The sequence below is a fragment of the Thalassomonas sp. RHCl1 genome (assembly GCF_947387555.1).
Taxonomy (GTDB): Bacteria; Pseudomonadota; Gammaproteobacteria; order Enterobacterales; family Alteromonadaceae; genus Thalassomonas.
In genome coordinates this window covers 33,721-57,790 of the sequence record NZ_CANDNZ010000019.1, presented here as the reverse complement: position 1 = coordinate 57,790, position 24,070 = coordinate 33,721, and the positions used below count along the sequence as shown (strand labels likewise).

General features: G+C 47.0%; 18 protein-coding genes and 1 pseudogene. 8 read left to right on the top strand and 11 right to left on the bottom strand.

Annotated features, from left to right (window positions below; translation table 11 throughout):
* Window positions 1–5: 5 nt before the first annotated feature.
* From QL234_RS29140 to QL234_RS29120, 5 genes are all read right to left on the bottom strand, one after another.
* Window positions 6–2,423 (bottom strand): S8 family serine peptidase, encoded by a 2,418-nt coding sequence (locus tag QL234_RS29140; RefSeq protein WP_281561251.1) that lies wholly within the window; start codon window positions 2,421–2,423, stop codon window positions 6–8.
* A gap of 5 nt (window positions 2,424–2,428) precedes the next feature.
* Entirely contained in the window at window positions 2,429–4,672 is a 2,244-nt protein-coding gene (locus QL234_RS29135; RefSeq protein WP_281561250.1) for a S8 family peptidase, read from the bottom strand.
* A 537-nt stretch (window positions 4,673–5,209) separates the two neighbouring features.
* The gene (locus QL234_RS29130) at window positions 5,210–7,708 is read right to left on the bottom strand and encodes a S8 family peptidase (RefSeq protein WP_281561249.1); all 2,499 of its coding nucleotides are present in this window, start codon (window positions 7,706–7,708) and stop codon (window positions 5,210–5,212) included.
* Between the two features lie 476 nt (window positions 7,709–8,184).
* The gene (locus QL234_RS29125; protein ID WP_281561248.1) at window positions 8,185–10,569 is read right to left on the bottom strand and encodes a S8 family peptidase; all 2,385 of its coding nucleotides are present in this window, start codon (window positions 10,567–10,569) and stop codon (window positions 8,185–8,187) included.
* Window positions 10,569–11,063: a hypothetical protein gene (locus QL234_RS29120; RefSeq protein WP_281561247.1), complete on the bottom strand. Its 495-nt coding sequence runs from the start codon at window positions 11,061–11,063 to the stop codon at window positions 10,569–10,571. Before QL234_RS29120 ends, QL234_RS29125 begins: the two co-directional genes overlap by 1 nt.
* Window positions 11,064–11,510: 447 nt before the next feature.
* Here QL234_RS29120 and QL234_RS29115 point away from each other — a divergent pair, with 447 nt between their 5' ends.
* Both QL234_RS29115 and QL234_RS29110 read left to right on the top strand, forming a co-directional pair.
* Window positions 11,511–11,879: a ribosome recycling factor family protein gene (locus QL234_RS29115; RefSeq protein WP_281561246.1), complete on the top strand. Its 369-nt coding sequence runs from the start codon at window positions 11,511–11,513 to the stop codon at window positions 11,877–11,879.
* A gap of 153 nt (window positions 11,880–12,032) precedes the next feature.
* Window positions 12,033–12,473, top strand: coding sequence for a hypothetical protein (locus QL234_RS29110; protein ID WP_281561245.1), 441 nt, complete (start codon window positions 12,033–12,035; stop codon window positions 12,471–12,473).
* A 69-nt stretch (window positions 12,474–12,542) separates the two neighbouring features.
* Here the strand turns inward: QL234_RS29110 and QL234_RS29105 are convergent, their stop codons facing one another.
* The 3 genes and pseudogenes from QL234_RS29105 to QL234_RS29095 form a co-directional block, all read right to left on the bottom strand.
* Window positions 12,543–13,847, bottom strand: a complete 1,305-nt coding sequence (locus QL234_RS29105; protein WP_281561244.1) for an inosine/guanosine kinase — start codon at window positions 13,845–13,847, stop codon at window positions 12,543–12,545.
* A gap of 193 nt (window positions 13,848–14,040) precedes the next feature.
* Window positions 14,041–14,721, bottom strand: coding sequence for a GTP cyclohydrolase II (ribA, locus tag QL234_RS29100; protein WP_281561277.1), 681 nt, complete (start codon window positions 14,719–14,721; stop codon window positions 14,041–14,043).
* Window positions 14,713–15,132 (bottom strand): annotated as a pseudogene (locus QL234_RS29095) (NADAR family protein); the annotation flags it as partial. The pseudogene QL234_RS29095 and the gene ribA, both read right to left, overlap by 9 nt.
* 99 nt (window positions 15,133–15,231) lie before the next feature.
* Here QL234_RS29095 and QL234_RS29090 point away from each other — a divergent pair.
* The 3 genes from QL234_RS29090 to QL234_RS29080 all read left to right on the top strand — a co-directional run bounded on the left by QL234_RS29090 (window position 15,232) and on the right by QL234_RS29080 (window position 16,440).
* The gene (locus tag QL234_RS29090; protein ID WP_281561243.1) at window positions 15,232–15,468 is read left to right on the top strand and encodes a hypothetical protein; all 237 of its coding nucleotides are present in this window, start codon (window positions 15,232–15,234) and stop codon (window positions 15,466–15,468) included.
* A gap of 84 nt (window positions 15,469–15,552) precedes the next feature.
* Entirely contained in the window at window positions 15,553–16,044 is a 492-nt protein-coding gene (locus tag QL234_RS29085) for a cyclic nucleotide-binding domain-containing protein (protein ID WP_281561242.1), read from the top strand.
* Between the two features lie 174 nt (window positions 16,045–16,218).
* Entirely contained in the window at window positions 16,219–16,440 is a 222-nt protein-coding gene (locus tag QL234_RS29080) for a hypothetical protein (protein ID WP_044835538.1), read from the top strand.
* A 93-nt stretch (window positions 16,441–16,533) separates the two neighbouring features.
* On the opposite strand, the gene QL234_RS29075 is transcribed toward QL234_RS29080, so the two are convergent.
* Complete coding sequence (locus QL234_RS29075; protein ID WP_044835537.1) at window positions 16,534–16,743, bottom strand: dodecin; 210 nt, start codon at window positions 16,741–16,743, stop codon at window positions 16,534–16,536.
* A gap of 182 nt (window positions 16,744–16,925) precedes the next feature.
* Here QL234_RS29075 and QL234_RS29070 point away from each other — a divergent pair, with 182 nt between their 5' ends.
* Window positions 16,926–17,357: a hypothetical protein gene (locus QL234_RS29070; protein WP_281561241.1), complete on the top strand. Its 432-nt coding sequence runs from the start codon at window positions 16,926–16,928 to the stop codon at window positions 17,355–17,357.
* Window positions 17,358–17,419: 62 nt separating this feature from the next.
* Here QL234_RS29070 and QL234_RS29065 read toward each other — a convergent pair whose 3' ends face one another.
* Window positions 17,420–18,883 carry a hypothetical protein gene (locus tag QL234_RS29065; RefSeq protein WP_281561240.1) on the bottom strand — a complete coding sequence of 488 codons (1,464 nt, stop codon included), beginning with the start codon at window positions 18,881–18,883 and terminating at the stop codon, window positions 17,420–17,422.
* Between the two features lie 441 nt (window positions 18,884–19,324).
* Between QL234_RS29065 and nrdG the strand changes: the two genes are divergently transcribed.
* Both nrdG and nrdD read left to right on the top strand, forming a co-directional pair.
* On the top strand, window positions 19,325–19,876 hold the full coding sequence (gene nrdG / locus QL234_RS29060) for an anaerobic ribonucleoside-triphosphate reductase activating protein (protein WP_281561239.1): 552 nt from the start codon (window positions 19,325–19,327) through the stop codon (window positions 19,874–19,876).
* Window positions 19,863–21,644: an anaerobic ribonucleoside-triphosphate reductase gene (nrdD, locus tag QL234_RS29055; RefSeq protein ID WP_281561238.1), complete on the top strand. Its 1,782-nt coding sequence runs from the start codon at window positions 19,863–19,865 to the stop codon at window positions 21,642–21,644. The genes nrdG and nrdD overlap by 14 nt, the downstream gene beginning before the upstream one ends.
* Before the next feature lie 184 nt (window positions 21,645–21,828).
* Here the strand turns inward: nrdD and QL234_RS29050 are convergent, their stop codons facing one another.
* On the bottom strand, window positions 21,829–23,949 hold the full coding sequence (locus QL234_RS29050) for a dihydrofolate reductase (RefSeq protein ID WP_281561237.1): 2,121 nt from the start codon (window positions 23,947–23,949) through the stop codon (window positions 21,829–21,831).
* Window positions 23,950–24,070 lie beyond the last annotated feature (121 nt).

Genomic DNA, 24,070 nt, shown 5'->3' with positions numbered 1-24,070 from the left:
GGAAATTATTCCTGATCTACCCAGGAGTTAACCCCCATAACACCGGAGCTGCTCTCATTCCAAACTGAGCCTTCGTTCCAAAACGAGCCTTCATACCAGATAGAGCCTTCGTTCCACAATGAACTTTCATACCAGATACTGCCCTCATTCCAAACAGATCCCTCATACCAAATACTACCTTCGTTCCATATCGAACCATCGTTCCATATCGAACCTTCGTTCCACATCGAACCTTCGTTCCACATCGAACCATCGTTCCATATCGAACCTTCGTTCCACATCGAACCTTCGTTCCACATCGAACCTTCGTTCCACATCGAACCTTCGTTCCACATCGAACCTTCGTTCCACATCGAACCTTCGTTCCATACGCTGCCATCCGGAGCAGGCAGGGCAAAGCGACCGTTTTCATCAATCAGCGCCGGCCCCTGAAAATGCTCCCTGCCGTCAAGATCGGCATTAATAGCTAATCCCTGGTTGGCACAGCCGGAGATATCACTCTGGCTGGCGGCGTAAATATCCACCAATCCCGCCCCCTGCTGAAACGGCGAATAACGCAATAAGCCATTCTCTGCCACCGCCAGCTTGGCGCTATGCATCAACCGGCACTTAACATCATCCGGGGTAAGTTCAGGCTCGGCTTGCAATAATAACGCGGCAGCACCACTGACAACGGCAGCCGCCTGTGAAGTACCCGACATCACAAAAAATTTTTTACCGTCACTAAAACCCGGGTGCTCACTGGCAAAGGTTGATTTGCTGTGCATCATCCCCAGCAAATGGCCCCCCGGCGCCAGGAGATCCGGCTTAACAAAGGCTTCCAGCGTCGGCCCCGACGCCGAAAAGGATGTCAGGTGATCATCGCTGTTATCATAAGGCGTATAGGCATTGGTGGTAGCACCTACTGTGATCACATAGGGCACATTTCCCGGTACCGTGATAGAACCCGGTACCGGACCGGTATTGCCGGCAGAGGTCACCACCACAATCCCCGCCTGCCAGGCCTTCATCACAGCCTGGTTCAAGGGGTCATCCCAGTAATGGGAGCGGGGCTGTGCGCCAAATGACAGATTCAATACCCGGATATTAAGCTGCTCGGCATTATTGACCACATAATCAATACCGGCAATAACATCCATATAACTGCCCTGTCCTAAATCATCAAAGGCGCGCACCAAAACCAGGCCAGCTCCCGGCGCCATACCCTGGGCATTGACCTGGCCGGTGCAGCTTGTTAAATCAAACTCAGAGCTGGCATAACTGCTGGCGATAACACTGGCAACATGACTGCCATGCCCATGTAGATCCTGCACATCTTCTCTGTCATCACCTAAAAGATTTAAGCTATCGATGATCCTGTTATCACCTTGGCCGCCTATGCTTTCATTGCTAAAACTACCGGTATCAAGTATGGCAATATTAATGCCCTGCCCGGTAATTCCCTGCTGATGCAACTTATTGGCACCGGTTTGCATGGTCAGATAAGCCGGCATATGGCCGGGATCTTTATAAAAGTGCACGTTATCTATGGCAAAATAGCCCTGGTCAGCGCTTTGCGGCTCAGATGCCAGCTCAAAACGTAACTGGCCGCCAATACCCGCATAGCGGCTGACATGGTAAGTACGTTTCCCCGATAAGCCGCTCTTTTTCGGGGTCAGGGTATCAAGCTCATCAAAATTAACACTATCAGCGCTAAACAGTACGGTTAACTCTTCATCCTCCGCCAGCCCCGCCAGTACAAAATCAAAGGTTAACATCAAAGACTCGGTGTTTCTCGGCAAGGCTACCTGACGGCTGATCCAACCGCCCCCCTGGTTAGGGATAAATGCCAGAGCACCGTTATCAATACGGATATGGCCATTGTCGGCACCATAGCTATTATCCGGCTCCCATTCCCACCATTTGCTTTGCCAGCGATCAACACCATCATGATTACCATAACTGATACTGCTAAAGCTGTCGAACACATCAAAATCGAGTTCGCAACTGCCCCCGGAAACTGATGCTCCACCATTACCTTTACCCGCCAAAGCCAGTAGCCGATCCTGATAAAAAACCAATCCTGGACTGAGTTGCGCCAGCTTGTTTTTTTGCGCCGCGGTCAGCTCAGTGCCAACCGCATTAATAATGCCCAGGGTTTTGAGCACAGGTAACTCGCTTTCCCTGAGCAAACGGGTAATGCGATCGACACTTTTTCCCTGCACCAGATAGCGCTGTGTTTTCTTTACTGCACTATCAGCTCCAGTAACCGTCAAAGAAGCAAACTTAGACACTTGAGTATTGAGCTCTTGAATCAGCCCTTTTCCCTGCCCAGGTTGCAACAGGCAAAATAGAGCAAAACCAGCTAACAAGCTTGCAAATAAACAACTGCCCCGGGAAAAGCGGCGTTTTCGGCAGAAAAACTCAGGTAAAATGAATTTCATAAAAGTTACTCCTGTGACACCCAGATATTGGAAGAGATTTGACTATCTGCCCAGACATAACCGTCCGCCCAGACATAACCGTCCGCCCAGACATAACCGTCTGCCCAGACATAACCGTCCGCCCAGACATAACCGTCCGCCCAGACATAACCGTCCGCCCAGACATAACCGTCCGCCCAGACATAACCGTCTGCCCAGACATAGCCCGTGCCCTCAAGGCCGCTAATATAAAAGTCGCCATTTTCATCCTGACGGCTCCTGCCGCCAAAATGCTGCTCTCCGGCAATATCCGCATTGATATCCAGCCCCTGGTTGGCACAGCCAAAGGCCAGGTTATCTATCGCCTTAGAGACATCAATTAAGCCGCTGCCTTGCTGAAAAATACTGATTGCCAGCTGGCCTTGCTCATCAAGTGCCGGATTAGCGCTCATCATCAAGCGGCATTTCACATCATCCGGGGTGAGCTCCGGATTGCGCTCCAACATCAGGGCAACACTGCCCGAGACAACCGCCGCCGACTGGGAAGTGCCCGACATCATGAACCACCGGTTGAGATCATGATATTCAGGGTGAGCGGTTGCCAGATAGGAGTTTTTATTCATGCTACCGAGAATATGCCCTCCGGGGGCCATCACTTCCGGTTTGACAAAACCTTCATAGGTAGGGCCTGATGATGAAAAACTTGCCAGCTTGTCATCGCTGGTATCTGTCGGCGTGAAACTATCTGTCATCGCCCCGACCGTGATCACATAAGGGACATTGCCCGGCACGCCGATCGACATGGGATCCGGGCCATTATTACCGGCAGACGCCACTACCACTATGCCTTCAGCCCAGGCGCGCATTACCGCCTGGTTTAAAGGATCTTGCCAGTAATGGGATTTAACCGGGGCACTGAGAGAAAGGTTGAGTACCCGGATATTATATTTATCTTTGTTGTTAATAATGAATTCGATACCGCGGATCACATCGGCATAACTGCCGTTACCGTTATCGTCAAGGGCTTTGATCACTAACAGCCGGGCATTGGGGGCGATACCATTAAATGAACCACTGCTCTCCCCTGTGGCAATGTCCAGGCCTTCCTTTGAATGGGCCATCACCGAAGCGATATGGGCGCCGTGACCAAAGCCGTCATCGTCGACAATACCGGAACGGACAAGGGCGCTAAACGTGTTCGTATCCAACAAAGCAGTGTCGGTTAATTTATCACCAACCGCATCATAAACCGCTGCCAGGCGGTTATTACCGCCGATATCAAACTGCAAATTGTTATCCCGGGATAAACCGCTGTCGATCACCGCAATGGTTACACCGGCACCGGTAAGCCCCTCACGGTGCACCTTATCGGCAGCCACTACAGTAGGAAAGAAAGTATCCCGATCACGTCCCTGTAACATCATGCCTTCGCCAAACGTATATTGGCCATAGCTGCCATCACTCAGGTGAAAGCGAACCTGATATTTGGTCATGTTATTCGCAGGCCTGTGCTCAAACGTCCATTGAAAATATTTATCCACGCCGGCTCGCAGCGCTTTTTGTTTCTTTAAAGCCGTCCCCGGGATCACATTGGTGTAATATAAGCCATCGGCGCTGAGTTCACCCGGCTCGACCACGCCATTAGTCAAAGGACTGTTTAATACAGAAAATTTAAGCATGCGGCCATTTTTCTTCGGCCAGCGCATTTCAATACGGTCAATCTCTAATTTGTCATTACCGGTATTACGTACGCCTAAATCCATTTTTTTATGAATGAACGTCAGGAAAGGCTCTGTTTTCAGATAAGCTGAGATATTGCCGCTTATCTCAGTGGCTGTCACTGATAACCCGCTAAATCCCTGCATAGCTGAAATACTATCATCTGCATATTCGCCGCCTCCCTTGACCTTTCCGCTCGCCCGCACCTGGCCATTACGGATTAAGGCGGTGACCTGCGGCAGCTGTTTCAATTGTATAAACTGACTATAAGTGAGATCTGCAGCCAGACTATTGATCATTACCAGCTCATGGCTGACAGCTAATTGCAATTTCTCAGCTATCGTCAGCAGTTCGGCCATACTGCTCCCCTGAATGATAAAGGATGCCTGCTCAGCAGTTGCTGCTGACGGTAAAAAAGCACCTTCCTCCTGAGACTTTTGATTATATATTGCCAGCATATACAACAACATAGTGAACAAAAAAACGCCCATGCCCGCCTTAAAAACAGATCTATTAAAAATCAACCGTTTGCTGCTATCAAATAATTCCATAATGATGACCTCAATTATTTACATCTAAAGGAGGTAATACAGGTTTTACGCCAATTACTTACAGAAACATAAAAAACACATAGCAACCTGTTTTTAAAGAACTTATACCATCAAGCAATGCCGCAAGGAAATGTATCTCCGGTGCTTAAAAAATAATGAAAAAAATAACGAAAAAAACTACGAAAAGAATTACGAAACAGATGAGTGCAGTGAAAGATGTGGCGAACAAGATAAATGCGGATGAAAATCAAAAATTTACTCTAGACATTTAAAAAATTGCGCTTAATAGAATGTAATAACAGTCACTCATTAGCAGAGCACAAACTTAATAAGGCATGCAAGGAAATTGCGGGTCAGCTTTCTTATTTCAGGAGAAAGCTCAAAGGGAGGGAAAAGTACGGCACATGCTTAAAACTAAATCAGAAAACCAAATAAGTCCGAAAATTAATTCCGTTAACATTTACCGCACTTTACTGCTTTCATTTACTCCTTTAAATCCGGGACACCTTAGTTGCACGAACCATTAAAAACGAAAGCTTACTCTTGGCCTACCCAAACATTCGGTTGTATACTGCCACTGGCCTGAATATTACCATCTACCCACAGATAGCCATCAGCCCATAAATAACCGTCAGCCCATAAATAACCGTCTGCCCACAAGTAACCGTCAACCCACAGATACCCGTCAACCCACAAATAACCATCTGCCCACAGATAGCCATCCGCCCATAAGTAACCACTGCCTTCGACACCATCAATATAATAATTACCATCGGCATCCTGGTTGGCCCGGCCGCCAAAATGACTGGTACCGGCAAGGTCGGCATCAATATCCAGTCCCTGATTGGCACAAGCAGTTGCCGAAGAATAAACCGCCTCATAAGCATCAATTAATCCGCTGCCCTGCTGGAAAATGCTTACCGCCAGATCCCCCTGGCCGTTTAATGCCGGATTACCGGCACTGATCAAGCGACATTTCACCTCATCCGGAGTTAAACTCGGGTCTTGCTCCAACACCAGGGCAGCAATACCGGACACAACCGCCGCCGCCTGTGAAGTGCCCGACATCATAAACCAGCCCTGGCCGTCAGCAAAACTGGGATAATTACCCGGTATGTAGGCGCTCGGGTGCATATAGCCGAGTATATGGCCACCGGGGGCAACCAGCTCAGGTTTAACAAAGCCTTCATAAGTCGGTCCTGCGGCAGAAAAAGTGGCAAGAAAATCATCACTGTTATCGGTAACAGAATAGTTGTCTGACACTGCCCCTACAGTCACCACATAAGGTACATTGCCCGGTACGCCTATGGTCATGGCATCTGGTCCGCTGTTACCGGCAGATGCAACCACGACTATTCCCGCCTGCCAGGCGCGCATTACCGCCTGATTAAGGAAATCATCCCAGTAATGGGATTGTACCCCGGCACTGAGCGACATATTCAACACCCGGATGTTGTACAGATCTTTATTGGCGATAACAAAATCGATACCGCGGATCACATCGGCGTACGTGCCCTGACCACTGCTGTCAAGTGCTTTCACCGATACCAGGTTGACATTAGGTGCGATACCGTTATAAGTACCGGTGAATTCACCGGTGTTGATATCCAGCTCAGGTAATGCCCGGGCGATAATAGAGCTGACATGGGTACCGTGTCCATGCCCGTCCTGCAAAAGATTGCCCTGCTCGGCATCACTGAGATCAAAGGCAGCAGTATCAACCAGGGTATCGTCTATGGCATTATAAAAAGCTTTGATGCGATTGCCCCCTTGTGCCAGATATTGTATTGACCATTCAGGATCTGCACGTAAGCCGGTGTCAAGCACCGCCACGGTCACCCCGAGCCCAGTGATCCCTTGCTGCTGTAAAATATCGGCATTGACCATACCGGTATAAAAAGTATCGCGGTAAACACTGTTATCGTTTGGCAGCAAACTCCCCTGACCGTCAATATACTCTTTCACCGAGCTGTCTCCGGCAAAAGTTAATTTAAACTGATATTGTGCGGAAGCACTCGAAGGTACATGTTGAAATGACAAATCGTAGGTAAAACTATGATTTGCAGCCAGGGAGGCATCACTGCCCAGCATCGACGGGGTTAAAGTCAGGTACATATGGCTGCTGTCACTGCCAAAAGTTAAAGCAGAGGTATCCAGCTGCAGGCCATTACTGGTACTAAACTGCATCAAAGAGCCGTTTTCCAGCGGCCAGGCCAGTTCTATCGAGCTTAAAGCAAAACTGACGCCGGCACGGTTAATCACTTTCCAGCTGCTGCTGTTACCGCTAAAAAGTAAAAAGGGCTCACCACCGATATTTTCAGCCTCTGAAGACCCCAAAAACATCGCATGTACGTTTCCGTCATCATCACCTTTGCCGCCGCCTTTCCTGTCATCTTTGCCGCCACCTTTCCTGTCATCTTTGCCGTCGCCTTTCCTGTCATCTTTGCCGCCACCTTTCCTGTCACCTTTGCCGCCGCCTTTCCTGTCATCTTTGCCGCCGCCTTTCCTGTCATCTTTGCCGCCGCCTTTCCTGTCATCTTTGCCGTCGCCTTTCCTGTCACCTTTGCCGTCGCCTTTCCTGTCATCTTTGCCGTCGCCTTTTCTGTCACCTTTGCCGTCGCCTTTCCTGTCACCTTTAGCCGTAACACTCAGATTTTTAGTATTTTTCTGCATACGGATAATACCCGGCAGCTGTTGCAACTGTTTATAAGTAGCTAAATCCATGGTCACCGCCAGGGCATTGATCGAACCTAGTTTGTGGGTCACATCAAGTTGGAACCTAGCAGCAATTGCCATTATTTCGTCCAGGCTGTGGCCCTGAATAAGGTAGGAGCTCCTGTCAGTACCTCCGCCGGTATCTTCAAATATCGGCACTTTCACCTGATAGGATTCCAGCTTATTTGCTTTACCATGCATCCCCGAACTGGTATCAAAAAGCAACAAGGCGCAACCGAGCAAACAAATAAGACCAATAGCAAAGAGTAATTTATTATTTTTAATCAGTAACAACGTATTTTTATCAAGTGAAAAAAACATACTAACCACCTTTGTTGAGTTTACGTCTCCATGGCTAATACACGCTTTATGCCAATAAAGAATAAAAACAATGCTATTGGCAATAAGCAAAACTAAGTGATTGATATATCACACAATACAAGAACTTACCCGAGCAAGGTAACTGTACGCTATGCTGACTTTACCGGCGGGCCACCGATAAAATGAAAAAAGTGGTTGAAATTATTGATGAATAAATTGAAAGTTATGTCAGGTAGTGAAACTTTTTATGGAAAAAAATGGTCGCACCAATCATAAAAAAGATGGCGAAGATAACGAATGAATAAATGAGCCGGCTTATCCCGGACATTATTGCATCATCTTCTTCGTCTAAAAACTGGCATAGACGCAGTCTGTTATGTTTTAGCATAATAACTCCCGCTTGCTTAAACAGCCTTAACCCGGGTATTAAAGAGCCCTGTGGGCTCTTTAATACCATCTTTTATCCTGACAACCGCTTATTCCTGCTCAGGTATCTGTTGCAGGCTCATAGGGAGCACAGTTTCATTCCACAGTGAACCTTCATTCCAGATAAAACCCTCATTCCAGATAAAGCCCTCATTCCAGATAGAGCCCTCATTCCAGATAGAGCCTTCATTCCAGATAGAACCCTCATTCCAGATAGAACCCTCATTCCAGATAGAACCTTCATTCCAGATAGAACCCTCATTCCAGATAGACCCCTCATTCCAGATAGAGCCCTCATTCCAGATAGAGCCCTCATTCCAAATCGACCCCTGGTGCCAAATACTGCCATCACCCTTTATGATATAAAACTCCCCGTGCTCATTCGCACGTACCGGCCCGGTATAATGGACGGATCCGGCAAGGTCCGCTTCAATATCCAAGCCCTGATTAGCACAGGCATAGCTGGTATCGGTCAGGGCTGCAGCCAGGTTTAAGCTACCGGCTCCCTGACGCATAGGGCTGTAGGCCAGGTTATTGTCATCCAGCGTCGCCAGCTTTGCGCTGTGCATCAGGCGACATTTTATATCATCCGGTTGCAGGCTCGGGTCTTGCTGTAATAACAAGGCTGCCGCCCCGCTAACAACCGCGGCCGCCTGGCTGGTTCCCGACATCACCATAAAATGCTCATTATCCCGGTCGAGAAATTTCGGATATAACTGGCTAAGATAACTGTCGGGTACGGCATTGGACAGCATATGCCCGCCGGGAGCGACAATTTCAGGCTTGATAAAACCTTCATATGTGGGCCCGGAAGAAGAAAACCGGGTAATTCTGTCATCCCTGGTCAATGACTTGGTATAATTATTGGTGATCGCCCCGACACTGATGATATAGGGAAGGTTGGCAGGGACAGTAATGGTCATGGGAGCCGGACCAGTATTTCCCGCAGAGGCGACCACAGTCACTCCCGCCTGCCAAAGTTTCATTACCGCCTGGTTGACCGGATCATCCCAATAATTGGACTGTACCTTACCGCCAAAAGATAAGTTTAACACCCTGATATTGTATTGCTCCCGGTTGGTTAATATCCAGTCAAGGGCGGCAATCACATCACCGTAACTGGCTATGCCGTTAGCATCAAATGCCTTAACACTGATCACATCCGCAGCAGGCGCCACCCCGAATTGCAAGTTACCGACACACTTATTGGGGCCGGAAAAATCACCTGTGGCGATGCCAATAACATGGGAGCCATGGCCATGCTGATCGTTATAAGGATCAGCATTGGCATCGGTAATCACGCTATGGCGAATAATTTGCTTTACATCGGTTTCGATCACACCGGCATTAGTATTCACCTCTCCAACAGCCCCTATGCCGCCAGTGCCCGTCATGGCATCCAGATAGCCCAGATATAAGCCGGTATCGATAAAGGCAATCCCCACCCCCGCGCCGTCAAGCTCTTCGGACGCAGTCAAACCGGCATGTTGTCTGGCATAATTTCCGGGATGTTCGGTATCAACCACCAGCTGGACATTATCGATAAAAAAAGCCGACTCTCTGCTGGTAAAGCCTCCGGGAAATCGAAAACCTAAGGTTTTATAGTTTTGATGATCGCCGGTTAAGTCAACAGATATTCTTCGTTTTTCAGCCAGGGTATCCCCGGTAAAGCTTTGCAAAACCTTAACGGTGCCGGTTTCGGTAATAAGAAAAAGCTGCATCACATCATTCACCGTGGCGGTAGCACTGGCCTGGAGATCAAACCCCAACTCTAAATAGGTTTCATTGGCAACACTAAAGTCCCGTTGGATCTGGGGATCGGCCAGATTGAAAGGACCACGGATTTCCAATGCCTGGTTGTTGATCTTGATATTGCCACTCAAGGCGCCGCTGATCATACCGCTATTGAGATCCTGCTCCTGCCAGTCGCCATCAAAAGGATGTGTGCCGTCATTATTGCTAAAGGCACCTGAGCTGAAGCTGTCTAACATGGAGAATTCCTGACAGGTTTGCGGCGCCACCTCCTCAAGATTACTGCCTCCCGTCGCTAAAACCATTCTCTGATCGATATAAATGCGTTTCACCTGGGGCTGACGCTGCAGCCAGTTTTTTTGCTGCTTATTTAATACCACGCTTAACGCACTGATAATCGCCAGCTCCCGTTTTATTTCAATATTTTCTTTTAACAGCAGGGTCTTAAGCTCATTTAAATTCCCCTGCACCAGGTAGCTGCGCCCTTCCCAGGCCTTCTCCTGAACACCCTGTGCCGGGGCCGGTTGTGATACAGCTCCCCCCAAAGGCGCTTCGGCTTCGGTTAACATATGCTCTGTTTTTTGTTGCAATGCGAGTAAGATAAAAGCGCCGATCAGCAGAAACGCCAAGAGAACTCTCACTATAAAGAAATGTTCAAAAGCTCTGGATACATTTGGTTTCATTATAGTGACTCCCGGATCAGCCCAAAACTTGCTTCCAAATGCTTGTTTTCCCATAAATATCCCGCGATCAATGGGGAAAAGCTGCTCTGTATAAAACAGCTCTGCGTGTCCGTCTTGCCCAGGCATGCCTGACTGCCAAGGTATTCACGAAAATGTTCCTTTCCCGCCAAAAGACTTAAAGGTAAAAGGCCCAACTGAGCGGAAACACCAGTTTCTGCGCTGCGCTTGGCTGGTACCGGAAAGACAATATCCGTCAGTTTCTGACCAAATCCCAGCTGCCATGCTGGCCTTTGTTCGTTCTGCACGTTTTTCATTTCCGAAGACACTGCAGGATGATGCGCGAACTTATCAGCTTCATCCTGATCATATTGCACATGCTTGATCATAAAATAGCAAAGGGCCAAAAACCCGGCACTGAAAAAAAAGACCTCTATCAAACTTTTGAGCATACAAGTATTCGATGTCGATTGTTTGTTGTTAACAGAAAACTGCATCGTTACCACCTTATATCGAGTTACACCGTCATGACTAATACATGCTTTATGCCAAAAGAAGAGATTTACTTTTTCCAAGTTATAACCACTTGTATCTATTGATTTAATAGATAGGTTTTATCGGAGAGCAGCAAAAAATAAAAGATTTCCTGCCCGCGAAAAATACGGCAAAAGAAAAAAATGGAGACAAGAAAGAAAGAAGCTGCGAAAAAATTCACCGCGGAGAAAATAATGATTGAAATATCCGGCGAACCTCAGGGTTAATCCCGAACAGCCAGCCCCCGCACCGCCAACGAGACAGTGCCCCCCTTGCTCCCTCTGAATAAATACAAAAAAATCTGACGGCTGGGGAGTTATCTTTACCTCAGTCAGAGAAAATTGATCATTTTCATCTGGGCTTGTTTCTTATAAGATCAGCTTTTATCGTCCAGCTTTGCCGAGTAAGTTTTGCCAGATCTCAAACCCGTTACCTTACCCTCATTTTTAAGGAGAACCATGAAGGCCTACGCCTTAAAGGCGCATATAAGAAGCACCGGCAGTGATCTGCAGCGCATCGGCCGTTCAAGAAACTGGCAATTAAAGGCAAACCGCCAGCAATTACTCGAGATTATTGACATTATTCACCAGGAGGATGAACAGACCTGGTTATGGCTGGCCAAGTTATTAAAAAGCCACAGTGAAGATATCACTCATGATGAACTATTGGCTATCGCCCGGCGCAAACCCGGGATCACGGTAAATGAATTATTAACCCGGACAGATTGCACCCTGGCACAGGCAAGAACCGTCATCGATGAACTCGAAGGTCTTGATTAACTCCGCTTAAGGCAATATCAGGCTTATTGACACAATTCACGCCGCCGTTTGCCGTCATTAACGCTTACTTGAGAATAATATCAACAATAACATAACAAGATCAGTTATTTACTTATATAATAGCTAATTATCACTTCTATTAAGGCCAGCAAAATGTCATATACCCAGGAGCAGGTGGAAACCTTGAGCCAAGCCCTAACCCGGCAATTAGGTGAGCAACATCAATGGCAATGGGAAGATCAAAGGGAAGTCTTATTGTCTGAGTTTTCTAAAGATAAAATAGCAACCACCCTGGAGGTACTCAGGGAAAATTATCCCCATGAGTGGGATAGGAAAAATATCAAGAAAGCCCCTAAAGCCTTAAAACAGCAGTTGGGAGATCTGGCGGTTTTATATAAAGAGCAGAAGTTATTCACCCAACCGGCACAAGCCGATCAACCGGGCGGCGTCGCCGTCTGGTGGCCCTGGGGACATGGCGGCACCATCTCTTTGCGTATAAAACCATTACCGGAAAGTTATGCCATGGCACAAACTTCCGGGCAAAACGGCTTATTTAGCCGGATAAAGCAACTCTTTTCGCGTCCTTCCGCCTAATTCAGCTACAAAAAAACCAGGCTGAAATATATTTTCAGCCTGGTTAATCCTTACGATAACAGCCGGCGGCTATAACGCCCAGTACGCCTGTTCCAGGCTATCTTCTCTTTCCGGTAAACCACGGGAAAGTCTCGGTGAGTGCTGTACCAGCACTTCATAGCTGACCCGGTTGGCGTATTTACTGATCTGCGATAACGAGGAATACGTCAGGGCTTTTTGCCTGTGCTTACTGGAATTATCAACATTAAGCTTATGATATACATTCGCGCATAAATCATGTAATAACGCAGATAAGGCGCCGTCTCCGGCGCCATTGGTATTTTTAATGCTTTCCGGTCCGCCCATATAAGGCGCGGTATGGGTGTAGGCCCGGATAGGGTTCTTACAATCTTTATAGCGCATCGCCCGGGAAAACTCATAGCGGTTAAAATCAGGAATTTTACCCGGCAGTAACTGGTGCTCGGTGGCGCGCTTAAACTCTTCATCAACATAACCCGCCATAAAGAGTCCCTGGGCACCGGCGGTACAAATGACTAAGTCTACCCAGTCCAGGGCAGCATCGGCAGCAAGCAAAGGATCGTCAAAACCGGAAATCGCCAGCCCTTCTTCTTCATTCATCGCCAGAATATCGACATGTTTTTTGACAAAATCCTGCCACCACTTGGGATCTTCTTCGATCAGAAATTTCGTTCCTAAGGTCAATACCACAGGCACACCGTGCTCATTGGCGCATTCCACGGCCTTGATCGCCGCTTCAGTCATGGTATCTTCACCTTCGGTGCGCATTAAATACGAGCTGATCACTAACGCCGAAGATTCGGCAATTAACTGCTCATCAATGGATTCCGGCTTCAAACGGTTGATCAAGCCGTAATTGAGGGCAAAAGTCCGCTCACCGGTATCGTCGATCAGCGTGAAACAACGACCGATAGGGCCATTGATGGGTTGCAGATAATTCAAATCTACCCGGCTGGAAGTGTTGCTGATAAAGCGGTAGGCATAACCACCGATTTTAATGTCTTCTGACATCACCCCCAGCAGCACCGAACGATCGTCCGCCAGCACGGAATAGTTATGCATGGTATTGGCAATGGTGCCACCGGCATATTCATAATCCACCAAGTCTTCCGATTTTAAGCGCTGATAAAGGGCGTGGGTCACCTCATCATCAATCACCTGGGACATACCTCTTTTCAAATTAAATTCTTCAAGAAAGGCATTGTCCACTTTGGCTTCGATATCTACCAGGGTTTGATCGATACCGACAATATAGCTGCGCTCAAGCCGGGAATTGCGGTTGATTTGATTAGTAAGGGGATCTTTATCTTCAACGGGAAAATAATGCTTATGTTGGCGACGACCAGGAAACTTCATGAGCTGATAAAATCTTCAGAGAAACAAAGATGAAATTATAACTTAAATATCTCCGCCTAGACCAGCGCTTAAATAAAGTTTGTGCGTAATAACTTGAACAGCCGTCTCTACAGGCAATCGCAAAAGCAAGCAAACGCCGGCATTTGCCGGCGAATATTGAGGAAGAAAACCTTGCAGCAGATAAACGTTATGGTTATAACCCGTGCCCTTTTTTAATCTCATGGATAGCGAATGAGCTACTGCTGGGCACTTCAAACATATGGCCTAATTTATCGGCCTTGGTCGAAAGATAAAAATGATTATGGCGATTATGCCCTTCCTGCAATTTCACCCGCTCGACGATGTTAATGCCAATTTTTTTCAACGCTTTCACTTTCCTGGGATTGTTGGTCATCAATTTAACTTCGTTGATGCCGAGAAAACTCAGCATGCTTTCACAAAAATGATATTTACGCAGATCCGCAGCAAAGCCCAATTGTTCATTGGCTTCTACGGTATCGGCCCCCTGATCCTGAAGCTGATAGGCGCGTATTTTATTGAGCAGGCCAATACCGCGCCCTTCCTGGCGCAAATAAAGCAAAACGCCGCTGCCATTTTTAACAATATTTTGCAGGGCTTTTTGCAGCTGAAAACCACAGTCACAGCGCATACTAAACAAGGCATCACCGGTAAGACATTCCGAGTGGATACGCATCAGTACCGGTTCATCTTTACGCCACTGCCCGTAGCTCAGCGCCAGATGCTCTTTACCTGACTCAGGCTCAACAAAACCGTGCATGGCAAAAGTTCCCCAGGGGGTTGGCAGCTTGGCCGTTTCGACATAATGCAAGAACTTATAAGGGAGCTGTTTTTTTAATAAACTTCTCACCTCCATTAATATTTTTCCCAGGTGATTTTCACCTTTACCGTCTCCGCCATCCCCCCAATAGGCATCCTTATGGGAGTGCTCTTTGATAATACAATTGCCGGTAGCAATTAATTTATGGGCAAGCAAGGGGTGTTGCCGGAACTTCTCGCTGACCACAGTAAACATGGTTTGCCATTTAATGCTATCCCAGTCCTGGCGCATTTGACTTTGATGCTCCCGGCTTAAACGAAAGGCATCATCCGGGGTCGGGGCTTGTTGTATCTCGGTAATAATCGCTTGTTCAGTGAACTTATGGGCTTGATAGTAGTGTTCACTGGTTTGCCATTTGCTCCCGTCAATATATAAAGGATAACTGGCAAAATTAGAAAGATAGCCGTCTCTGTCTTCCGGCTCGTAAAACCAAAGTTCGTTGTCCATTACCGCATCCTTTTCAAACCAATGAATCTCGTTTACTGATATAACCATAGTAAAAAACATCCAGTAAGCAAGTAAATGCCTGACCAGGGGTTACAGCGCATGAAAATACAAGTTTACGCTACTCCCCCGGTTTTCCCCGGCAACTCTCCTTGCCTTATCCACCCTTTTTATCTTTCGGCGGCCAAATTCCATGAGGCCAATGCCCGTTACCATAAAACCCCAAAAGAACATAAACACATAAATAGCCCGTTTACCTATGCCATTTGCAGAGAAAAAACACCTGAAAAACTTAATCTTATGATGATATTACTGTCAGACATCACTGCTGTTAGCTAATTTGGGCCAACGGATAGACATTCGCCGCAATAGCCATTATTCTGCCCTCTTCCCGATCACCTTAAAGCAAGAAGTCACAAGCATATGCTGCCACTTGATAAGATCCCGTTGCTGCGTTTAATGGAAATAGCCAACCGATTGGATTTTTTTGAACAGTTCTCCCTGGACGAGAGAAAATCTTTGCTGGATGAAAAAGCCCGTTGCTATATCTGCAAAAAAGGACAACACCTGCAAAGGGAAGGAGAATACGACAATAATTTCTTCCTGATTTTATCCGGAGAAGTCAGTATCAAACGCGCCAAAGATAAAACCCCCCTTGGGCGGGTCAAACCGGGCGAATTTATCGGTGAAGGCAGCTTTATTGCCAATAAACCCAGAAGCACCTCAGCTTTGGCCGAAAGCGATGTCATTTTACTTTGCCTGGACCGGGAAAAACTCTCACAATTATCGGCAAAAATTCGCGAAAAAGTCAAAGACGCGATTATCAGCGGCATGGCGAAACGCATAGTAAAGCTCAATGATATCAATGCCCGGCACCAGCAACAGCCAATCCCGGCCCCCCCCCTGCTTGGCTAAAGGTTACACACCAGGGAGATGAAATTTTTGCCTGCAAGGCAGAGGCCCACGCTTGATGCTCCTATAACCCTTTCAGTCCTTGCACTAGGGGCCGGCAGCTACCATACTAAAATTACCGGGAAGGCCGCTACCGGCTTATAAACAGCAGCTGGCATGAAAATATCGGAGTTTCTGATGTTTTTAAGACACAGAAAGAGTGGCGATCTGGTCGCCATCGTCGAAATGTTTGGCCTGGTCAATCCAGCAAAAGCCAATATCATCGGCCGCTATCAACATGGTGAAGAAGAGCAGGATCCTGAAAGCTTTAATAAGGCAGATCTGATCTTCCCTTCCGGTGAAGCCTTGCCCCAGTGCTGGCAAGATTTACACTACCGGGACCATGAACTTAAACGATAACCGCCATTAAACCCCTTAGATAAAAAGGTTATCTGGCAGCAGATAACCTTTACTAAGGGCGTTATATAAGTGCTTTACCGGGAAATATTTTCGTTAATCTTCTATCCTGAAACCGACCTTAAGCGTTACCTGAAAATGTGCGATTTCGCCATTGACTAAATGTCCCCGGGATTCCGTAACTTCATACCAGTCAAGGTTACGCATGGTTTTACTGCACTGGGCGATGGCATTGCGAATAGCGTCATCACTGCTGATTTTGGACGAGCCGACAATTTCTACTTTTTTATAGGTATGATCTGACATAACAGGTTCCTTATATAAGTTAGCTGTTATTGAATATAGGCTATAAAACAATATTTTACCTGATATAATGACCGGGAGTTTTTGTTCATTTAGCCAAAATATCCGGACAGAGAGTAGCGGCAAAAAACGCTAGCCAAAGCTGGCCGGCATAAAGCCGGTCAATAAAACCAAGCAATAATAGCATGAAGATACTGACCCAAATCCTGGACTGGTTATTTAACCGGCAACGGCAAACAGCACCGGCTAAATCCGGTAAAGTCCCCCGCGCTTCTGCCCGGGTGAAAAAAGCACAGCCACCGGCTCAAACAACCCCAGCCACAACAAGTGACCAGGCAAAAAAGCCCTTAAGCAAGTCCCCAAAAAAGAACAAGGCGACAACAGCCAAAAGCAACTCAAAAAGTAAAAAGAGCAACAAAAAAAATCCCCTTAGGCAAACCAAGTCCTATCAAAAAACCTTGACCTTACTTAACCATGTCCACAAAGAAAAGTTGCTGAAACGGGTCAGGCTGCGGGCAAATGAACATCCGCAGTTAACCGCCATCATTATTAAAGGCTGGCTCAGTAAGGGACAGGCAAAAAAAAGAGGCCTTACCCGCCAAAGTAAGACCTCCTGATATCGACACTTTTTATAGTACCGGCACAAGACTTTCTGTCTGTGTTATATCCCGAAAAAAGCTTAATCTGCCTGCGACGTTAATGTCAGGGTAAATTGCTCACTGTCCGGGGTGCCGTCATCTTGCAGCACCAGAAACAAGTCACCGCTGTCCTCGTCTAAAGTAACGGAAAGACTGGCCAGGATCAGTTCACCTTCATTTTGTGTGGTGGTGACATAAATATCGTAACTGTCATTGGGCAAGGTCACCGAGGTAGAGTCAAACACTTTGCTGTACAAGCTGTACTGGGCGGTGTCTATGGTTTCATCATGACGGACAAAATAGACATCGACGGCAGAATATTCATCGGTAAGGTGGATCATCTGGACCTGGTGATCATACAAGCTATGACCGTAACTGTTATCCACGGTTAAAGTATTGGTTTCATACTCTACCTCGGTGCAGTCATCATGGATATGGCAATCTTCATCATTTTCATCTTCATCCACTTCGGTTTCGTAGAAAAACACGGTTTTGTCATTATTGGAATTCAACGTCAGCAGGTGATTTTCCGTCACCACCTCAGTGGTATTTTCCGCCGTCAGGTGCATGGCATAATCGCCATTTTCAAGCAGCACACTTTCACTGAACGCTCCCTCGGCAATGGCGGACATTTCTGCACTGTCATCGATTTCATCTAAATATAAATCGACAGTACCGTGCCCTATCAGACCGTTATAGACCCTGAATTCGGCGCTGGACTCAACATTGGTATATTCTACCGTTGACGAAGACTTGGAAATCTTATCCATGGCAAAAGGAGACTCACCCGGGCCGGTATTCTCCCTCAGCGCCATAATATACTGGCTGGAATAGGGAAATTCCAGGGTGTCTGTTTCAAACAACACCTCGGTATTGCCCGCTTCGGTAAGATAAATTTTATAATCCCCGGTATCATAGTTAAACGCCTGCGACATCTCGCTGTAACTGAGCTGCCCTAACAATACCGCCTCTTCAAAGGTTTCATTATTTTCCGAAAGGTAAACATCAACGCCGGAAAAACCCGCCTGCATATTGAGAAACTTCAATACAAACTGGTCGTCCTCATCATCATCGGCATCTTTAAGATCAACTAAATCTTCTTCTTCAAACTGGTAAAAAATAATATCCGGCTGTTGAATATCCCCGGCCACCACCAGCAACTTGCGCTCGTCTTTGACAATTTCCAACAGGTCTTCATAAATCACCTGCTCATTGTCGTCATCTTCCTGCCAGGATAACTCCAGCTCATATTCGTCATCTGTCTCATAGGTATAATTGGAGGTGGTTTCCCCGAAACTGGCAGAAGAGCGGCTGACATCATCTATGGTCATCAAAATTGCCGGGGCATTGGATGAGACGTTATATAACTGAATCGTGCCTGAATCATCAGCAGAGCTCGAACCTCCGGAGCCGCAGCCGGTTAACAAAGCCAGTGTTATAGCGCAAAGGGAGGCGGGCAACAGCGGTTTAGCCGTTAATCTTTCACGCCGATCTTCTTGTCTCATTAAAGTATCCTTAATAAATAAAAGTAACTAAACCCAAGCAAATCCGGGACAAATTTCAGGTACAAAAAGTCCTCAACATCACATTGATATCTTAAGGTGTCCAGGGCTTGATTGAGCGCATAGGGTAATGCAAATAGAACACGAAATTAAAGCAAAGTTCGCCACCTTTACATTAGATTACCTTTCTTTACATCAGGGTCTTAAAGGGTTTACATAAATTGACAGGCCTTTACATTTTACCGGCCCTGTCTTGCTCTCCACAGAAGCGCCTCTCCTGAGCGGCTAAACCTAAAGACCACAATATATAGATGGATATAAAAGCCAAGGCACTATATATAGTTTTCCTTTCTAGCGAAAACTTGATCTCAATCAAGGTAAAAGACAACAAAAACACACTATATTGTGCCTATAAAAACCAACAACAACTACATATGGACATTTATGACCTTTAACTGTCTTGCGCCCACCATAGTCTTTCAGGAAGTTCCGGGGGAGATCAGCCTGTGCTTTAGCATCACCGGCTGTAAACTCGGTTGCCGCGGCTGTCACAGCACAGAATTATGGAATGAGAACAATGGACAATACTTAAGCAACCAAAGTTTTCGCCATTACCTGGCACAATATGCCGGCCTGCTCAGTTGCATTGTTTTTTTCGGCGGTGAATGGCAGGCGCCCGAGCTGATAGAAAAGCTCAAAATTGCCCGGCAACTGGGACTAAAAACCTGCCTGTACTCCGGACAGGAGCATATAGATATCGGCATCAGCGAGCACCTGACCTACCTGAAAACCGGTAAATGGGATCCCCAAAGGGGCGGACTGGACAATCCGGGCACCAACCAGGTCTTCTTTGACCTCACCACAGGCAAAAAACTCAATCATTTATTTGTTAAGCCGGCAGATAAGCACAATGCCAATTTAACGCCGATAAATAAAAAACCTTTACAAACAAACACTTTACAAGAAACAAAAGGAAACCTTCATGCTGCAGCTTAGTGAACAACAACTTAATACTAAAAAAGCGTTCATCAGCGACTACTTTTTTGCGCAAAATGCCGCCGACGGCTCCAAGCTCGATGCCAATGCCAATGTCACCGAGAAAAACATCGCCACCCTCGAAGCCGAGCTGCTCAAAGACTGTTTTATCCAAATCAACCGCACCCTGGTGAAAGATAAAATCAGCGAATTATTCTCCCCTGCCCTGGCGGATGAATACCAAAGACAAATCGAGACACATGAAATTTATGTGCATGATGAAACCAGCTTAAAACCCTATTGCACCTCGATCAGCATGTACCCTTTCCTGCTTGACGGCCTGACCAAACTCGGTGGCGAATCAAAAGCGCCAAAACACCTGGAATCTTTTTGCGGCTCGTTCGTCAATTTGATTTTTGCCATTTCTGCCCAGTTTGCCGGGGCGGTGGCCACGGTAGAGTTTCTTACCTATTTCGATTATTTTGCCCGTAAAGAATATGGCGACGACTATTTAACCACCCACAAGAAAGCCATTGAAAATCACCTGCAACATGTGGTGTATGCCATCAATCAGCCGGCAGCGGCTCGCGGTTATCAGAGCGTGTTTTGGAATATTTCCGTTTTTGATCAATATTACTTTGCTTCCATGTTTGAAGACTTTGTCTTCCCTGATTTTTCCAAGCCCAGCTGGCAAAGTGTCGATAAACTGCAGATGTTTTTCCTGAACTGGATAAACCATGAGCGGGAAAAAGCGGTACTAACCTTTCCGGTGATCACTGCCGCCATTCTCACCCAAGACGGTCAATGTAAAGACCAGCACTTTGCCGGTCAGCTTGCCGAAGAAAAAGCCCGCGGCAACTCCTTCTTTATTTATCTGTCAGACAGCGCCGATTCCCTGGCCTCCTGCTGCCGGTTACGCAATGAGATCAGCGACAATACCTTCTCTTATACCTTAGGGGCAGGCGGCGTCGCCACCGGTTCGATTAATGTCATCACCATCAATATGAACCGCCTGGTACAAGACGGCAGGGAGTTGGCGAGTGAAATCACAAAAATCCAGCAATATCAGGTGGCGTACCGTAAGCTGATGGAAGATTATTTTGCCAAAGGGGCACTGTCTGTCTATAACGCCGGCTTTATTTCCCTGGATAAGCAATTTCTTACCATAGGCATTAACGGTATGGCAGAAGCCGCCGAATTCTCAGGACTTAAGGTTGGCAACAACTCAGATTATAAGCACTTTGTCAGCGATCATTTAAAAGTAATCTACCAGGCCAACCAGGCGGCCAAACAAGAATATGGTTATATGTTTAATACCGAGTTTGTCCCGGCGGAAAATCTCGGGGTAAAAAATGCCAAGTGGGACAGTAAAGACGGCTACCGGGTTAACCGGGACTGTTATAACTCCTACTTTTACCTGGTGGAGGATGAAAGCACCAACCACCTGGATAAGTTTATTTTACACGGCAGGGAAATTACCCAATACCTCGATGGCGGCTCGGCATTACATCTGAATCTCGATGAAAGCTTATCGGCTGATGCCTATGTCAAACTATTCGATGTCGCCGCCAGCACCGGCTGCAACTATTTCTGCGTCAATGTCAAAATCACCATCTGTAATGAATGTGAAAAAATTGATAAGCAAACCCGCCACCATTGCCGGCATTGCGGCAGTGAAGATATCGACCACGGCACCCGGGTGATAGGTTATTTAAAGCGGGTAACGGCCTTTAGCCAGGGGCGGCAAAAAGAACACGGCCTGCGTCACTACCACAGGAAACAGGCATAATACTGATATCACTGATCCTGAACATCGCTGCTCTTTGATATCCGTGCTGCCGCAGCATTGCCTACAGGGACTGTAGGGTCTAACTGACGTCTGGAACAAGTAAGTTGGCCGTTCGTCCTGAACATAAAAAACCGCGGTGATATTGCTATCACCGCGGTTTTTTTATCTCACCAGAAGTGAATGATTAATTCATTACCGGCAGCAGGCTGTAATCCTGTCCGTATTCCATCATTTGCTGCTGGAAATTATCCGGGTAAGAGATAGTGACATCAACCATCTTGCCGTCCTTGTATACCGCTTCCAGTTTCGGGTTAATAAAACCGGAGTAAGGGGCAAGGTTAAGTTTTTCATAACGGCTAAGCACTTCTTTGTGCAGCTTCTCGTCAACCTTAACCGCGTAGTTTTCAATCAACGCCTGACCGGCAGCAAAATCACCTTCTGACTTGATACGCTGTAATTCACGCAGTAAATCACCGAACAAACCGCGCAGCTTGATATAATCATTGATCACAAAGTAGGTTTTGCCGTCACGTACGCGTTTTTCAATGACATTATCGGCAGCGCCTTTTTCAAACACCCAGCTGGCTACCAGCTGACGGTTGCGCATATGGGCTTCTTCAATTTCTTCACCCAATTTCAAGCGGCGCAGCTGCAACATCATACCGTTACGGATATATTGATCATAACTGGCTTTACCCACTTCCAGGCTAGGCATGACGCCCATCTCTACCAGTTTCTCGTCCATCAGGTAATACAGGGCCACCAAGTCGGCGCGGCCTTCTTCCAGTGCAGACGAATATTGCTTCAGGGTTTCCTTAGGCGTGCCGACACCCGGATTGATTTGCCCGGAAGCATGGCCTACCACTTCATGTAAGTCGGTATGTAAATGAGAGCCTAACGGCCCGAATTCTTTACCGCGGTTAAGCTCGGCTTCATCCCAGGCAAATTCGGCCAAAGAGCCGCCACGGACATTGTCGTAGGCGTTTACTATATTGGTTAAGCTGACAGATTTAGAGCCGTGCTCGGCGCGGATCCAGTTGGCGTTAGGCAGGTTGATACCAATAGGTGTCGACGGCGAAGCATCCCCTGATTCAACCACAACCGTAATCGCCTTACCGGTAATGCCTTTAACGCTTTTCTTTTTATGGGCGTCAATTAAGGGCGAGTTATCTTCAAACCATTGCGCCTGCTTAGCAATAGCAGCAATCACTTTCGTGGCGTGATGATCTTTCACCGAAACCACAGACTCGAATGCACCGCGATAGGCCAGCGGGTCGTCATACACTTCGATAAAGCCGTTAACCACATCAACATCGGAGTTAATATCTTTTACCCACTCGATGGAGTAATCATCAAAGTCTTTTAAGTCACCGCTGCGGTAGTATTTCGCCAGCAAGGTTAAGGCTTTACGCTGCTGCTCATTTTCTGCAACAGCAGCCGCCTTATCCAGCCAGTGCACGATTTCGCTGATGGCCTTGTCATACATGCCGCCGACTTTCCACACCTGCTCGGTCAGCTTGCCGTCTTTTTTCACCAGCTTGGAGTTCAAGCCCCAGGATACCGGGCGCTTATCATCTACATTAACTTTCGCTTTATAAAAGTCGGTCACTTCCTGCTCGGTAACCCCTTCATAAAAGTTGACTGAAGAAGCAACAACGTTATCGATGCCCGCGCTTTGGTCCACCATTTTAGCGGCAACTTTAGGGTCAAACATCACAGGCGTTAACATCGCCAGTAAGTCATCGGCGCTTTGCTTGTCCGTCAGGGGTAATTTACCTTTGCCGGCCACGGCTTTGACATACCCGGCAAAAGTGTCGCTGCTAAACTCAGGTAAAATCTTACCCGACATATAATGGTGGTGGATACCGTTAGAGAACCACACCCGCTTGGTATACTCGGTAAATTTAGCAAACTCTTCACTGCTGCGATCACCGGGGTAATCCGCCATAATAGCTTCCAAAGTATGACGTACGGTCAGGTTGTACTTGTTGTTTTGATCCCAGGTCATATCACGGCCGGATAACGCCGCTTTATAAAGATAAAATAATAATTCTTTGGTTTTTAACGGCAGCTCTTCAAAGCCGGGTACCTGATACCTTAAAACCCGGATATCGGCAAAGCGGTCCGCCTGCCACTGAAAGTCTTTAGCACTTTGCGCGCTATCATGTGCCGCTTTGCTATCGTGGTCATGGCCGGCAGATGCTTGTGTTTGCACCGCAGCAGACGTTTGTGATTCTTGTGGCTCAGAGCAGCCAGAAAGAGCAAGGGCAAAGCTTAGTGCCGCTGCAATTTTTGTTAATTTCATTATTTATAATTCCTGATTTTGTCCTGCTTAATGGCAATAAAGTAGCAATAAACGGACTATTTTTATCTGTGGATCAGTTTTCCGGCAAAATCATACCAGCTTGCCGGGCCTAAGGGTATGT